Origin of the sequence: Nitrospira sp. CR1.1 (genome assembly GCA_014055465.1) — a bacterium.
In the GTDB taxonomy this organism is placed as follows: Bacteria; Nitrospirota; Nitrospiria; order Nitrospirales; family Nitrospiraceae; genus Nitrospira_A.
Window position 1 is genome coordinate 185,832 of record WIAF01000005.1, and the last position, 14,912, is coordinate 200,743.

17 protein-coding genes are annotated in these 14,912 nt (G+C 60.3%); 4 read left to right on the forward strand and 13 right to left on the reverse strand.

All coding sequences use genetic code 11. The features are described from left to right. Window positions 1-94: 94 nt before the first annotated feature. On the reverse strand, window positions 95-469 hold the full coding sequence (locus tag GDA65_11265; protein ID MBA5863273.1) for a DUF4359 domain-containing protein: 375 nt from the start codon (window positions 467-469) through the stop codon (window positions 95-97). Between the two features lie 158 nt (window positions 470-627). Between GDA65_11265 and GDA65_11270 the strand changes: the two genes are divergently transcribed. Further along, on the forward strand, window positions 628-918 hold the full coding sequence (locus tag GDA65_11270; protein MBA5863274.1) for a hypothetical protein: 291 nt from the start codon (window positions 628-630) through the stop codon (window positions 916-918). 102 nt (window positions 919-1,020) lie between these two features. Here GDA65_11270 and GDA65_11275 read toward each other — a convergent pair whose 3' ends face one another. The 3 genes from GDA65_11275 to GDA65_11285 form a co-directional block, all read right to left on the reverse strand. Beyond that, window positions 1,021-1,239 (reverse strand): antitoxin, encoded by a 219-nt coding sequence (locus tag GDA65_11275; protein ID MBA5863275.1) that lies wholly within the window; start codon window positions 1,237-1,239, stop codon window positions 1,021-1,023. A 3-nt stretch (window positions 1,240-1,242) separates the two neighbouring features. After that, window positions 1,243-1,524: a BrnT family toxin gene (locus GDA65_11280; protein MBA5863276.1), complete on the reverse strand. Its 282-nt coding sequence runs from the start codon at window positions 1,522-1,524 to the stop codon at window positions 1,243-1,245. 84 nt (window positions 1,525-1,608) lie between these two features. Then, window positions 1,609-2,874 (reverse strand): MFS transporter, encoded by a 1,266-nt coding sequence (locus GDA65_11285; GenBank protein MBA5863277.1) that lies wholly within the window; start codon window positions 2,872-2,874, stop codon window positions 1,609-1,611. A gap of 240 nt (window positions 2,875-3,114) precedes the next feature. On the opposite strand from GDA65_11285, the gene GDA65_11290 reads away from it, so the two are divergent. Further along, window positions 3,115-3,519 (forward strand): hypothetical protein, encoded by a 405-nt coding sequence (locus GDA65_11290; GenBank protein ID MBA5863278.1) that lies wholly within the window; start codon window positions 3,115-3,117, stop codon window positions 3,517-3,519. A 48-nt stretch (window positions 3,520-3,567) separates the two neighbouring features. On the opposite strand, the gene GDA65_11295 is transcribed toward GDA65_11290, so the two are convergent. The 9 genes from GDA65_11295 to GDA65_11335 are packed head-to-tail and all read right to left on the reverse strand — an operon-like array spanning window position 3,568 to window position 12,810. Continuing rightward, window positions 3,568-4,413, reverse strand: a complete 846-nt coding sequence (locus GDA65_11295; protein MBA5863279.1) for a formate transporter FocA — start codon at window positions 4,411-4,413, stop codon at window positions 3,568-3,570. Next, complete coding sequence (locus GDA65_11300; GenBank protein MBA5863280.1) at window positions 4,410-7,202, reverse strand: formate dehydrogenase subunit alpha; 2,793 nt, start codon at window positions 7,200-7,202, stop codon at window positions 4,410-4,412. Before GDA65_11300 ends, GDA65_11295 begins: the two co-directional genes overlap by 4 nt. A gap of 17 nt (window positions 7,203-7,219) precedes the next feature. Further along, a complete protein-coding gene (locus GDA65_11305; protein MBA5863281.1) occupies window positions 7,220-8,716 on the reverse strand; it encodes a formate dehydrogenase in 1,497 nt (498 codons plus the stop codon). A 1-nt stretch (window position 8,717) separates the two neighbouring features. Beyond that, a complete protein-coding gene (locus GDA65_11310; GenBank protein MBA5863282.1) occupies window positions 8,718-9,206 on the reverse strand; it encodes a formate dehydrogenase in 489 nt (162 codons plus the stop codon). A 15-nt stretch (window positions 9,207-9,221) separates the two neighbouring features. Continuing rightward, on the reverse strand, window positions 9,222-10,592 hold the full coding sequence (locus GDA65_11315; protein MBA5863283.1) for a hypothetical protein: 1,371 nt from the start codon (window positions 10,590-10,592) through the stop codon (window positions 9,222-9,224). Beyond that, window positions 10,576-10,800 carry a DUF2934 domain-containing protein gene (locus tag GDA65_11320; GenBank protein MBA5863284.1) on the reverse strand — a complete coding sequence of 75 codons (225 nt, stop codon included), beginning with the start codon at window positions 10,798-10,800 and terminating at the stop codon, window positions 10,576-10,578. The genes GDA65_11315 and GDA65_11320 overlap by 17 nt, the downstream gene beginning before the upstream one ends. 30 nt (window positions 10,801-10,830) lie before the next feature. Beyond that, a complete protein-coding gene (locus GDA65_11325; protein MBA5863285.1) occupies window positions 10,831-11,769 on the reverse strand; it encodes a hypothetical protein in 939 nt (312 codons plus the stop codon). 3 nt (window positions 11,770-11,772) lie between these two features. Next, complete coding sequence (locus GDA65_11330; protein ID MBA5863286.1) at window positions 11,773-12,201, reverse strand: hypothetical protein; 429 nt, start codon at window positions 12,199-12,201, stop codon at window positions 11,773-11,775. A 24-nt stretch (window positions 12,202-12,225) separates the two neighbouring features. Further along, the gene (locus GDA65_11335) at window positions 12,226-12,810 is read right to left on the reverse strand and encodes a universal stress protein (protein ID MBA5863287.1); all 585 of its coding nucleotides are present in this window, start codon (window positions 12,808-12,810) and stop codon (window positions 12,226-12,228) included. Window positions 12,811-13,221: 411 nt separating this feature from the next. On the opposite strand from GDA65_11335, the gene GDA65_11340 reads away from it, so the two are divergent. Both GDA65_11340 and GDA65_11345 read left to right on the forward strand, forming a co-directional pair. Next, window positions 13,222-13,887: an alpha/beta hydrolase gene (locus GDA65_11340; GenBank protein MBA5863288.1), complete on the forward strand. Its 666-nt coding sequence runs from the start codon at window positions 13,222-13,224 to the stop codon at window positions 13,885-13,887. Beyond that, window positions 13,887-14,750 carry a hypothetical protein gene (locus GDA65_11345; GenBank protein ID MBA5863289.1) on the forward strand — a complete coding sequence of 288 codons (864 nt, stop codon included), beginning with the start codon at window positions 13,887-13,889 and terminating at the stop codon, window positions 14,748-14,750. The genes GDA65_11340 and GDA65_11345 overlap by 1 nt, the downstream gene beginning before the upstream one ends. The last annotated feature ends 162 nt before the right edge of the window (window positions 14,751-14,912 follow it).

A 14,912-nucleotide genomic window follows, 5' to 3' on the forward strand; every position in this document is an offset into this window, starting at 1 on the left:
CTGCGTTTCTCCACTTTTCGCTGGGTTATCCACAGCGTTCAAGAGGCTGTGGAAGAAGTTTTTCACAGGGAGCCGAGAAAATTCCTGGCACAGATCAAAATGCGAGCCGGCCGACCTTCACTGTCGCCTCCTCGACCCCTCGTAACGGGACAAATTGACCGCCGATACCCAGCACCAGCACCGGCTGGTCCAACACGTTGGTTTCGAACAGGCTGAGCAGGCCCCAGTTGTTCCGCCTGGTATTCGGCCGGACAACACCCTCGACGAGTTTGGGACCTTGCGCACGGAAAATCGATCGGATCAGGTCGCGGTCTCGACGAGGGCCAGATTGATCCATTTTCTCGATCTCGGCTGACAAACGCGCTTCGACGAACTGCAGATAGGCATCCATCGTCGGATTGGTCACCGCCAACCAGACTGCCAGCATCAAACTTCCGACCAATCCGGCCAAGGTCACAGTACTCATCATGTACTTTCTTCGAGCATCCGCGGCACATTCAGAAGCGGGTGGCAGGCGTCCGACGGTTTGACAAATGCACCCCGTCTGTTTAGCTTACGCCCGATTTCCACGGAATGGAATACGAAGGCGCGTGACCGTGCCGGTTCGAGAGATACGGAGGAGCCACTATGTTCGTTTGGAGTAAACGCCTCGTCGCCGGCCTGCTGGCGGGTTTCGTCCTGCTTATTGGAATATTCCTGGTTCAGGGAGAGCCTGAATCGATCAGCGGCTTGAAGATCCATACCACCCGCTGGATCACGGTGAACTATATCGGTCTGCTGATATGGCTGTTTGTGTGGATGTTCGATCAAGCGCGGGTGCGCGGAAAAAATGTGCTGTTGTGGCTGGTGCCATTCGCCTTGGCGCCGCTGCCGACCCTGATGCTGTTTATTTTGTTTTTACAGAAGAAGATGAAGTAGGCTACTGCAGAGCCCGCCGGAATATGGAGGGGATGGCGACCAGCCCGATGGTGGACGTTGCGTACTCATCAATCCGCCTAGCGAGCTCGCTTATCGTCTACGCTACGAAGCCCACCTCATATCAAGCTTCTTCTGATTGAGCGCGCAATCACGCAGGTACAAATTAATCAGATTCTGATACGGCATCCCGATTTCATCAGCCAACCCTTTGAAATAGGCCACGGTCGTTTTATCCAATCGAATCGTAATGGGTTGCTTCAACCGCCCGCGGTACGGATTGCGCTGCCCCTTCATCTTTGAGAAATCATATTCCGCCCTCATATGTCACCTCTCATAATGCTTCCCCTCCTGCCGTGTCGCTTTTCTGGCCGAGATGATGCGAATAACGTCGTCTCGTTCACGATAGCAGTGACACACGACCAGGATTCGTAGCGTGAAACTCAGGCCCAGCATAAGAAATCGATCCTCCTCCGAATGATCCGGATCGTAGAACCGCTTCGCGTGGTCGTCGAGAAATACCGACTGCGCCTCCTCGAACGAGACACCGTGCTTCCGAATATTTTGCCGATTCTTTTTTTCATCCCACTCAAACCGAATATCACCCATGCATACAGTGTACATATGTTAAGTCCCGGGTTCAATTGCACCCGGCGGACCATCGGATGTGGAGTGCCCGATATTCGCCAACATTTAGCAGGAAGTCTCGGCCTCTCCCCTTTCCGCATTCACCTCTGTATGCTCTGCGACAGGCTTGCGAAGAATCCACAGCAACCATAGACCCGGTAATGCAGCGAGGAAGGTCACAAAGAAAAACGGGCCCCACCCGGCCAACCCCACCAGTTTCGCCGCCGGCCAGCCGAGAAACACGCGGCCGAGCGCTTCAACGGACGAGAGCAGCGCAAACTGAGTCGCCGTGTAGCGGTGGTTGCAGAGCGACATGACCAGCGCCACGAAGGCAGCGGTGCCCATTCCTCCAGTAAGGTTTTCCACTCCGACCGCCAGGGCCATCACCGCATAACTCTTCCCGGCCCAGGCCAGCCACATGAATGTCAGGTTCGAGAGCGCCTGCAGTATCCCAAACACAAAGAGTGAACGGAACAGCCCCAGCCGCGGCATCAAGCTGCCGCCGATAAACGCGCCCAGAATGGTCGCTCCCATCCCGAACGCGCGAACCACGCCGATATCCTCCGACGAAAACTGCACGCCTCGCAGCAGAAACGACGTCGTTAAGGCGCCGGCAAAGGCGTCGCCCAGTTTATAGAGCACGATCAGTCCCAGTAACGCTAGCGCCATCGGGCGTGCAAGAAATTCCGTCAACGGACCCCACACCGCTTCCGCCATCGAGTGCGGCGCCGCCTGCGCGTTCTCCGGTTCGGGACTCATGAAGATGGTGAGGATGCCCAAGGCCATCAAGCCTGCCATGCAGAGATAGGCCGCCGGCCAGTTCAAGCGAGACGCCAGAATCAGCGCCAAGGATCCGGACGCGATCATGGCGATGCGATATCCCATCACCCAGGTCGCCGCCCCCAGGCCTCGTTCCTCCGGTTTCAGGACATCGGTCCGATAGGCATCAAAGACAATGTCTTGCGAGGCGGAAAGGAAGGCGACCGCCAGAGCCAAGGCCGCGAACACCTGCGCGCCTTCTGCGGGTCCGATCAAGGCCATAAGCGTCAGCGCGACTGCGAGACCGGTTTGAGTCACGATCATCCAGCCGCGCCTGCGCCCGAGCCAGGGGGGAACGATCCGATCCATCACCGGAGCCCAGAGAAATTTCAGCGTATAGGGCAGACCGACGTAGGCGAACAATCCAATCGTCGTCAGGTCCAGCCCCGCTTCGGTCAGCCAGGCTTGCAACGTCCCGCCCGTGAGGGCCAGCGGCAACCCGGAAGCAAAACCCAGGGGCAGCATGATGCCGAGGCGTGGAGTCAGATAGGCGCGAATGGATGAATGATTCATGCGGTCAAAAAGCCGGGTCGTTTACGAGGTGCAGCATACCATTGCCCAATGCGTTGACGGCATCAGAATCGTGAATCTCTCTGTGCCGGTCGGGAACATTCCGGTGTGCCGCTGTCCTGAGCGGAGGCTGGAATCGCGCGGCGCATAACTGTCCTTCACCGGCGAACTTCCATCAGCATGAATCAGGGGAGGCTTTTGTAAAGCTGACCTGGTATAAGTAGCCAAAGGGAGAGGGATCAGATGAACGTGACAAACCTAGGCCTCACGTGGAATTCCCGGTACCTCGAACTGTCGCCGACGGAAATGGGGATAGCCATCGTGGCGGCACTCCTGGTGGGTGGAGCGGCCCTGTATATTCTCCTCAAGGTATTGCGCAGCAAACCGGTCAAGCTGCTCGGCATGACGTTATTGGTAGCCGGGATCGCATTGGTCGGCTGGCTGGCGCTCGATCAGCATCAGCAGGATGAACGCACGCGCGTCTCCGAGATCTGGAGCCGTACCTTCGAAAACAGCGCTATCAAGGACTTCGAATCCTGCGTCGCCAACAGGGCGCCACGGAGCCCCGGCCCGCAATACCGCGTCGAAGTCGTGACGGAATGCGGTGACGTCGCAAAGGCCATCAAAGAAGGATTGGACGCCCGTTGAGCTATCGCGGCCTGCGCAAATACTGCGCCGGTTATCCCAGTACTCCAGTCATTGAGATTGGGAACCGGTCCTCAGGTAGATGAACCAGTAGACAAGCGCCACCAGGACCGTCCCGCCGATGATATTGCCCAGGGTGACCAGCAGGAGATTGCCCGCCGCGCCGGCCAGTGACAGCGGCGCCGCGCTTCCAGCCGCCAAGGCCATTCCTAGCGGTAGAAAGAACATATTCGCCACGGAATGTTCGAAGCCACAGGCGACGAAGGCGCTGATGGGAAACACAATCGCAAGAATTTTGTCCGCCACGCTCCTCGCGCCCATACACAACCAGACCGCGAGACACACGAGGACATTGCACAAAATGCCGCGGGCAAACGCGGACAGCGGATCGAGGGCAATCTTGCCGCGCGCGATGCGCACCATTGTCTCGCCGACCACCCCATCCCCCAGCGTGTGTACTCCGGCGAGGAGCACCAATACCGCCGTTCCGCCGGCCCCGAGCAGGTTCCCGAGATAGACCCAGATCCAATTCCTCACCACCTGGCGCGTCTGCACACAGCCGGCAGCCCAGGCCATCGCAATCAAATTGTTTCCGGTGAAGAGTTCCGCCCCGCCGACGACCACCAAGACCAGTCCCAAACTAAACGTCATCCCCCCGGCCAGGCGTGACAATCCGAACGGCAATGTGGGGCCATCTTTTCCCTCCGTGATCGTGACGGTGTAAAACAAGGCGCCCAACGAAATAAACGCGCCGGCCAACACGGCCAAGGCCACCAGCGTCGGCACTGCCGTGTTCACCTTGGCCAAGCCAACCTTGCACACACGCGCCGCGATCTCCGGCGGCGGATAGGCATCGGCAACGGAAGCGGTTGCAGGATTGGACGGATCGGCCGTCATGTGATCAACATCACGTGCATGGAGGGACTCGGCGTCGCGGTTGTCAGCACTTTTTCAATCCGCACCGTTGAAACCTTATACTCAGGGCACTTGGAACTTTCATCGGCACTGGAGGACAGCAACACGTTCAGGTCCGTATCGGGGAAGTGAAAACTTGTGAACAACTCTCCCGGTTGGACACGCTCGCTGATCATCACGGGAAGCCTGGCCTCCCCGCGCGCGCTGATCAGCTTCACCAAGTCGCCATCACGAAGCTCCAGCCTGCCCGCATCAATGGCATGGATTTCCAAGACATCGGTATCAACCACCTGCATGATCTCCGTTCGCCTGGTCTGCGCGCCACAATTGTAATGCTGCAAGACACGGCCGGTGATCAACACCAGCGGGTAGGCCTCGCTCGGCGCCTCGCCCGGGGGCAAATAATCCACCGCCACAAACCTCGCCTTTCCTTTTGGAAACGACTCTGCGTGCATCAACGATGTGCCCGGGTGTTCATGGGAAGGCACCGGCCACTGCAAACCCTCCGGCGCATCCAGTCGATCAAACGACACTCCGGCAAATAGCGGCGCCAGCTGGGCAATCTCATCCATGATCGCCGAGGGGTGGGAATACTGCATCGGGTAGCCCATCCGCGCTGACACCTCACACACCACCTGCCAATCCGGCAATACTCCGTCGGGCGGTTCCACCGCCTTTCTGATGCGTTGGAGGCGGCGCTCGAGGTTCGTGAACGTCCCGTCCTTTTCCAGAAATGAAGCCCCGGGAATGACGAGACGCGCCAGCTTGGCCGTTTCGCTGAGGAAGAGATCCTGGACGATGAGGAAATCCAGACTCTTGAGCGCCGCGCGGACTTTTTTCAGGTTGGGATCGGTCTGGGCCACGTCATACCCGATGATCCACAGACTCTTGAGCGTTCCCGCCAGTGCGGCCTCCCACATGTCCGGCGTCTTCATGCCCCGTGCCGTCGGTAAAGGCCGCCCTGTGACCGCCAAGTGCGCCGCGGCAAGTCCCGGATCGGTGAGGGGCTGATATCCGGCAAAGAAGGTGGGCAGGCAGCCGACATCGGACGCACCTTGTACATTGTTCTGCCCGCGCAGGGGATTGATACCGGCGCCCGGTTTGCCGATGTTGCCGGTCGCCAACGCCAGATTCACCAGCGCCATCACCCCGTGACTGCCCCAACGATGTTCGGTCATGCCCAGACCATGCACCGCCATAGAACCGCCGCTGGTAGCATACCGGCGCGCGGCTTCAGCAATAAGATGAGCCGGCACGCCGGTCAGCTTGGACGTCCTCGCGGGAGTACAATCCTCGACCACGTTCAGCCATTCCTCGAAGCCTTCCGTCCGGTCACGCACGAAGGCCGCATCGGTCAGATGTTCCTTGGCGATGACATGCCCCATGCCATTCAACAGGGCCACGTTGGTCCCCGGGTGCAGCTGGAGATGAAGGTCGGCCAGGCGGGCAAGTTCGGTACGCCGCGGATCAACCACGATCAACGGCACCCCGCGACGCACGGCCTGCTTAATACGCGCGCCGAGCACCGGATGGGATTCGGTGGGATTGGCTCCAACCACCAGGATCAGCTTTGCCAGGGCCAAATCACGAATCGAGTTGGTCGCCGCCGATGCGCCGAGTGTCTCCATCATGCCGGTCACGGTGGCGCTGTGGCACACCCGCGCGCAGTTGTCGATATGGTTGCTGCCGATCACGCAACGCATGAATTTGCCGAAGAGGTAATTTTCTTCATTGGTGCCGCGGCTGGAGGAGATCGTCGCCAGGGCATCCGGTCCGTGAGTCTCCTTGACCCGGCTCCATTCCTCGGCAACCCGATCGAGGGCTCTGGACCAGGAGATTTCCACCCACCTGTCGCCCTGCCTGAGCAACGGCGCGCGGAGCCGATCCGGCGCATAGTTGTATGTCCACCCGAAGCGTCCCTTCATGCAGGCGTGGCCGTGATTCGAAGGCCCATCGTCAGACGGCAGCATCCGGACCACCCGCCCGTTCCGCACACCGGCGTCAAAGGTGCAACCGACGCCGCAATAGGCGCAGGTGGTACGGACAGCCTGAACCGGCGCCCCCTCTTCAAGCACCGTGTTTTCGATGAGGGCGCCCGTCGGACATTCCTTCACGCAGGCCCCGCAGGAGACACAGTTCGACGAGGCAAACCCCGCCGCCTCTCCGGTCAACGCCGCCGCCCCTGCCGTCGGCCGGCTGGCGAAGCCGCGATATACCATCGTCAGGGCATGCGTGCCTTGAATCTCATCGCAAGCCCGCACGCAACGGGCACATGAAATACAGCCGGCATTATCAAACACAAAAAACGGATTGGATCGATCGACGATGTTCGCTCTTCCGGCAGGCTGCGGATAACGGATCTGATTCAATCCCACCGACTCGGCCAAACGCTGCAAGGCCTCCGGTACTCGATCCCCTGCCGGCTGCTCGGATAGATACAGTTCAACAAGGTGTTTCCTCAAACGAGTGAGCCGCTCGCTCTCCGTGCGGACCACCATGCCCTCCCGCACCGGAGTCGTGCAGGACGCAGGCAAGCCATTCTGGCCATCAACCTCGCAGAGGCAGAGGCGACAGGCGCCGAACGGAGCCAAATGGTCCGACGAACAGAGCCCGGGAATGGCAATCCCGGCCTTTTTCGCCGCGCCGTAAATCGTGTCGCCCGGCGACGCCAGCACCAGACGCCCATTAATTTCCAGCTTCACCTGGGTAGCTCCATATCTCGTTGTTCGTCTCTCGTATCTCTTGCGCAGCGATTCACAGATACGTTTCACATTTCACGAACAACGCCTCACATCCTCAGCTTGTTTCGAAACTCGCCAGAGAAATGTTCGATCGCCGTGAGCACCGGATAGGGTGCGCGCCCGCCGAGGGCGCAGAGGCTGGTGAGTTTCATGGTTTCGCCCAAGTCATCCAGCAGCCGGAGGTCATCCATCGTGCCACTGCCCGCCTGGATTCGTTCGAGAATCTCGCGCCCCCGCACCGACCCGATACGGCAGGGCGTGCACTTGCCGCAGGATTCATCGGCGGTGAAGGCCATGAAGTGCCGCGCCAGGTCCACCATGTCGGTTTCATGGTCGTAGACCACAATCCCGCCATGCCCCAGGACCGCGCCAGCCTTGGCAAATGCGTCGTAACAAATCGGCAGATCCAGCCCGGTGGCGGGAAAAAGACTGCCGAGCGGCCCGCCGACCTGCACCGCCTTGAACCGCGAACCTGGTGCCATCCCGCCGCCGAACTGGTCCAACACCTGACGCAGACTCAGCCCGAACGGCACCTCCACCAATCCCGGATGTTTCACCCGCCCGCCCAACTGCAAGGCGATCGTGCCGCGCGACTGTTCCGTGCCGAGTGAGGCATGCCAGGCACCGCCACGAGACACAATATTCGGAATCGTTGCAAAGGTCAGCACATTGCTCACGATAGTCGGCCGCCCGTACAACCCGGCCTGTGCCGGATACGGAGGCCTGGCGCGTACGACGCCCCGCTTGCCCTCCAGAGATTCCAGGAGCGCCGTCTCTTCTCCGCAAACATAGGACCCGGCCCCCTCCACCACCTCGATCGGAAACGGTTCGCCGTCCAATTCCAATAACTCCGCTTCATCGGCTTTTTGGATAGCGGCGCGCAAAGTGGCCGCTGCCGCCGGATATTCCTGCCGGCAATACACATAGCCGCGGCTCGCGCCGATGGCTCGGGCGCAGATCAACATGCCTTCCAGCAGTCGAAACGGATCCCCTTCCAGAATCATCCGGTCGCAGTAGGTTCCGGCATCGCCTTCATCGGCGTTGGCCACGACATATTTTTCTAGGGCCTTAGTCTGTTGCGCCACCTTCCATTTGTTCCAGACGGGAAAAGCCGCCCCGCCGCGGCCTCGCAACTGCGAGACGCGCAGCTCTTCGATAATCGCATCGGGAGTAAGCCGGAACGCCGCCTCCAGCCCGGCCAGGCCGCCGTGCGCCTGGTATTCATCTAGGGCCAAGGGCTCTGTCTCCCCGAAATTGGCAAAGGTATAGCGGGTCTGATTGGCGAGGAAGGGAATGGACCTGACCGGTACGCCGCCGATACCGGAGAGGATGGACGGCAGATCGTCCGGCGTGACATTGAACCAGGCCATCCGCCCATCGGGACCGTCGCGTTCCACCATCGGTTCGAGAAAAAACGCTCCTCGCGAGGAGAGGCGGATGAGTTGTACCTCGGGACGGTCGGCCCAAGCGTCCGCTAGCAAGCCGGCTCCGGCTGCCCTGGCGGACGTGTCGTTGGAAAGATACAATCGCGTCGCGCTGCTCATGTTACCGGTATCGTTCCAGCATGCTCTCCACCTGGGACGGCAACACACGACCGTAGAGGTCCCGGCCGATCAGCACCGTCGGAGAGACGGCGCAGTTCCCGGCGCATGACATGGTAGCGAGCGTAAATTTCGCTCCCGGCGTCGTTTCGCCCACGTCGGCGCGAAGATAATTCTGTAGTTCCCGCAAGACACGGCTACACCCGTTCGCATAACAGGATTCTCCCATGCAGATGCGGATGAGATGGCGGCCCGGAGCGCTCACCCGCAACTCGGGATAATAGGACAGCACTCCGGCGATCTGTGCGGTGCTTGTGCGCAGACTGTGCGCGATGTCGGGAATGGCGTCTACGGGCACATGTCCGACCTGGTCCTGAATGGCTAGCAGGGTCTTCAGAATATTGGGCGGCTCATTCCTGACCTGCCGGAGAATCTGCTCGACCTGCTCATGCAGAGCAAGATCGTCTTCCGTCTCTCGTTGATCGTCGCTCATCGTTCACGCCTGACATCAGCAGAGGCCGACATGCGCTCGCAAGGTGTTGTACTCGAAGGCGGCCAGGCCGCCGCGCAGGAGGCCGAAATCACACCGTTCCATCTCATCGATGAGACCGGCCACCCGATCGCGTCCGGCCGGAGTCCTGGCGGCATGCCGTGGAGTTTCCCCGCCCAGAGCCGGAGACTCCCGGTCTGCCCATTCCAGATAGACGGTTTGCAGGAACGCCTTCAGCAAGGCTCGATCTTCTTCACCGGTCACCACCACCGTCAGCGGTTCGCTCCCGGACAACTGGTCCTTCGTGACCTGCCGTGCCGGCGGCTGTACGATTTCTCCCCGAAAATGCAGCGAATACCCGAAGGTTGCCGCCAGGCTATGCTTGATCCCGTCCAATCGCGCCTGAGAATCACACTCCAGGAACAGTTCCGTCGCCGTCACCGTCACCCGTGCCCGGGCTTCATCTGCCGATGTCTCCGTTTTCGCGCGTTGGATGAAGCGACGACGTTTCCCCGATCCGGTGGTTCCCTCCGGTTGCGGCAGCACATCCTCCGTCCAGCCTTCCAACTCCGTCATTCCCCCGGCAATGAAGGTGAATTCGTGATGTTCGTACAGGGCCATGACGTAGAAATACGGCGCACCCGCTGCGGTCCGATAGCGAATTTCGCTCACCGCCTCCAACAGAGCGCCCAACCGCATACGTGCAAAATTCTTCAGCAGGAGATGCCCGAACCGCTTGGCAAATTCCGGCCAGTCGCCGAGTTCAAACGATCCTCCGACCACTTCCATCTCGCGCCGTTCTTCAGCAGTCGTCTCATAAAGCGCCTGCGCATCCCGGCTCGTCAGCACCAACATCGGCCCTGCCGGTACCGCCAGGGTGCTTTCCGGATCGCCCGGTTCGCGCACCAGACGCGTGAACAGCACCTGCCCGGTTTCAGCGTCCAGGTCCAGACTCTCCGCCGGTATGTCGTACAACCGGCCGTTGCCCATCGACCGCAGCCTTCGCCGCGCCGCCCCGGACTGAAGCGGGAGGACCTCAACCAGATCCAGATAGGAATGTTTGAGCGGATCAAGCCACGCCCGCTCCTCTTCCGAGATGTGTTCCGTGATCACGTCGCGCAATTGTTCGATGAGGGTCAGTTGCCCGTCTTCCGGATAAAAGTCGGCATAGAGCAGGAGATCCGCCAATTCGACCTCTTCCCGCAAGGGGGGCAACGGCGACTGGCTTCCCAGTTCGGCATACACTTGCAACGCCCGTTCGAAGGCGATCCGGCGCTGCAGCGCGAAGCCCGGCGAGACGGACAACCGATCGAGCCGCGACAGGAGATGAGCAAGATCCTTGTTGACCAACGCCGAACGCCCGGCGACCCGTTCATTCGCGAGCTTCATGAACCTCCTCCATGACGGCCACTTCCGCATCCAGCCAATCCTGCAACGCGTACCCGTCGCGTGATCCCCGCTCCTTCCACAGCTCGTACGCCTTCTGTGAAATGCGGTCCCACATCCCGTCAGGCAGCTCGATCGCATTGGCGGGAGGCCGGCCTGTTCTCGGGGAAGTCGCGGTGACAGCCGACGATAGCTTCATCTTGGGCTTCATAGGAGGACTCCTTCCGGAAAGGTGGACGTATCACGCGTTTCCCAGCGGCACGACACGCTCATGGGTCGCGCCGAAATTGAACTGGCGGACCGTCAGGACCGGACAGGGCGCATGCCGCAACATGGCGCCGGCAATACTGCCGAGCAGCACGTGGGAGATGCCCCGCCGTCCATGCGTGCCCATGATCATCAAATCGAACCCCTGCTGTGTGGCATAGGAGGCGATCGAATCCGCCGGCAGCCCCGGTTTGAGCACATGATCGGCCTGGATACCGTGGGCTGTCACGCAGGCGGACAACAAATTCAAACGCTTCTCCAGATAGTCCCGCTGCTCCTTCCACTCCTTCGCGTGGCTTAAGCTGAAATCCAACCCGTAGGCAACTGGTTCCATCGCATGGAGAATGGTCAGCGCCGCCCCGAGCGGTTTCGCAAATTGCACGGCATACTCCAACGCGTCCAGCGAACAGGTCGAGAGATCAATCGGAACCACGATCCGCTTGATGGCCGTCGTCGCCACCGCCCCGGCCCCGTCCTTGTCTGCCTTGACCGCCAAGACCGGACAGGGGGACACGCGTACGACCCGCTCCGCAGTGCTGCCGATCAACACATGGTCCAATCCCGTGCGGCCGTGGGTGCCTACCACCAGGAGGTCCGCGTTGATGGTCTGGGCGACGGTTTGAAGCGCCTGGCTGGGAATGCCGACTTCGATCCGCGTCGTGATCGGTTGACCGGCCGCCTTGGCTCGCGCCTGGACGGCGACCAGGTGACGATTCGCCTCGGCCCGCAAATGGTCCAGATACATTTTATTGACCGTGTAGTCCGGATCCATCCCCGGATAAAGTTCCAGCACGGTCACCACCGCGAGTTCGGCCTTCCAAGCCCCGGCCAGGGCCAGGGCATAACCCATGGCTCGATCGGCGCAGGCCGAAAAATCGGTGGCGAATAGCACCTGCTTCATCAGAGGCGCCATGGCTTACGCCGCCTCCACATTCAAGAGCAACAATTCTCCCTTCATGTTCTGATGGATCGAACAACGGAATTCGTGCCGCCCCGGCCGCTCCATGACAAATCGAATGACCGCCGATTTTTTTCCGTCCAGAAACAGCCCGCCGATGCCCCTGCCATAGGACACAATGCCGCCGGACTCGACCCGCGTCGGGAGGCCTTCGAACATGGTCGAACCGAAATCATGGCGTTCCTGATCCTCATTGGTGATGGTAATCACTGTGGCCACCCCCAGCCGGAGGGGCAGCTGTTTCGTGACAAAGGCAAAATCCTTGATCGCCACCTCAATTCGTTGCTCCGCCTGAGCTCCCCCCTGCGAACACAGCGCCAGAACAAAACAGCATGCCAACCAGACCCGCCCTCCGCTCAGAACCGCCGGCCTCTGCTTCAAACCCATAACGATGCCTCCTTATGAAGAACATTATGATGAACTTTTCCCTGTTCGTGCCTTCACCCGCTTGACAGGCAGCGGAACCGTCAAGACCGGACAACCGGCCGTCCGGACGACCTTCTCCGCCGTTGTGCCGAAAAAAATCTTTTCGACACCGCCCACCGCTCCTCCATAACTGCCCATGACGACCAAATCAACTCCCTCCACCCGCGCCATCCTCGCAATTTCCTCAAAGGGACAGCCGTCGGCCAGCAGCCGTTTGATCGTCACTCCCTTCGCCTCATCCCAAGCTAGTAATTGGCGGGCTTTCAATCGAGCATAGTGGTGCAGCTGCTTTTTCTGCTTCGCGGCCTCGATGGCAGGCGCCAACCCGAGACGGTTCAGGGCATCCAGACTCTTAGTATCGACGACATGGAGCAACAGCACCTCCGCCTGATACGACCGCGCGAATGACAAGGCAATCCGGAAGGCTTCTTCGGAGCAGGCTGAGAAATCCACCGGGACAAGAATTTTTGTGAATAACCGGTCGGCCATCAACCCTCTACCATCCCTTCCTGCCAGGACATCAGCAAGCCCGATGCCATCAACAAGAACGCGCAAGCTTAGCGAAATCATCAAGATTACCCGTGAATTCTGCGCCCTCAGGGGAACCCCATCAGTGCCGGTACCCGCGCGGTGGTGTCCTGCTACAGGCTCCCCCTCCTCCCTGTAGCGGAACGCCACAGATTACAGAATGGTGATCTTTGATGAAAGATCGGCCGGGAATCAACGCTCGCCGTTTCCGCCCTGGACAGGACGACGCCAGGTCCGCCGGTACGCAGAACCGACACGCCTGCGCCACTGCAATGGCATTCCTCTTGCTCAACCACTCTTCGAAAGGAAGGCATCATGTCGCGCGCGTCGTGGCTGTTGGTTGGGGCGTTGCTTCTCGGCACGGCCGTCGCAGTGTATTTGATTTTCTTCTGTCCGACGGAATGCCATTGACCCTTCGAAAGAACCTGAGAACGTCATTCGACACGTGTGAGGATGGAGCACATTTTTCAGATCACGATCACCGGGGATGGAGTCGCACTCGACGGGCTCCTTGGACTCCCCGAACAGCCGAAGGGTGTCATTGCCTTTGCCCATGGCAGCGGCAGCGGACGCTTCAGCCCGCGCAACCAATTCGTGGCTCGCGTCTTGGAAACAGGCGGCTTTGCAACATTGCTGTTAGATCTGCTGTCGCCCGACGAGGCGGACGACCGGCGGAAGGTCTTCGACATCGATCTCCTGGCGGATCGGTTGCTCCTTGCCCGGAGCTGGTTACAGACGCATGCCCGCACCAAGGGACTCCCCGGAGGATATTTCGGCGCCAGCACCGGAGCCGGGGCCGCCTTGCAAGCGGCGGCTCGTCAACCTCAGGCGGTCGGGGCCGTCGTGTCGCGCGGCGGTCGTCCCGATCTCGCCGGCCCCTACCTGAGCCGCGTCACGGCGCCGACCCTGTTGCTCGTCGGCGGCGACGATGGCCCGGTCGTCGGCATGAACGAAGAGGCGCTCGCAAAGCTCACCTGTCCGAAACAACTCACGATCATCCCCGGAGCCACGCATCTCTTCGAGGAACCGGGCGCCCTGGAGCACGTCGCTCAAGCAGCGCTCGACTGGTTTCTTCGGTATCTCCATCCGACACCGCACCGAACAAAGGAGTTTCTGTAATGAACACGCTCCTCGCAGTCGATGGGTCCGATCAATCCTATGAAGCCGTGCGGGCGCTCAAGTATCTCCGCCGTGCGGATGAGCTGACACTCCTCCATGTGGTTGATGCGCCGCGCCCGGCCTACCCCATGATGATTCCCGAGGTGGCCCAAGAACTGTACGCACAATTGGAACGCAGCATGAAAGAAGACGGCGAGCAGCTGCTGACGCGGATTCAATCGCTCCTCCCTCTTCACAGCGGGCCCGTCACCAAGCTGCTGAAAGTGGGGTCACCGGCGGAGCATATTGTGGCTGCGGCTCACACGTGCCATGCGGATCTGATCATCATGGGAGCCAGAGGCCTGGGACCGGTAAAGGAACGGCTGCTCGGCAGCGTCTCCCATCGCGTGTTGAGCATGGCTCCCTGCGCCAAATTAGTCCTCCACGGGTCGCTCCGCCAGTTGAAGCATATCCTTCTGCCGCTGCAGGGGCCGTCCGACGCCGAGGCGGCGCTGCGTTTTCTCGCAAAACAACCCTTTCAGGAGCCGGTGAATGTGAACCTCCTCGCCGTGCTCCCGCCCACGCGTCCACCCTGGCCTGTGGACGATTCCGCCGCCGAAAAACTGGAGGCGCAAGCGCTTCGTCATGCCAGGGAATTCGTGGAGGATGTGGGGGGCACCCTGCGCACACAGGGTTATACGACCCGCTGTGCGAGTGTGCTAGGGACGCCCCTCACTATGATTCTGCATGAAGCGGAAAAATTGGGTGTGGATCTGATCATGGTCGGGTCGCGTGCCAGGCAGGGCGTGACTCGGTTCGTCCTGGGAAGTGTCTCCCATGCCGTACTCCACCGCGCGCCATGCCAAGTGCTGGTGTTTGAATGATCGGACGAGACTTGAGACACGTGGAGTACTTACAAGGCGAGCAAGAATCGGAAAATGAAAGTCATCAGCGCGCCAGGCGGTTCAGAAAAGCCGTCCAGCAAGGCCGCAGCGAGTGGAGGGCCTAGGCGTACCCCTGTGGTACGTTGAGGATCTGCACGTAGC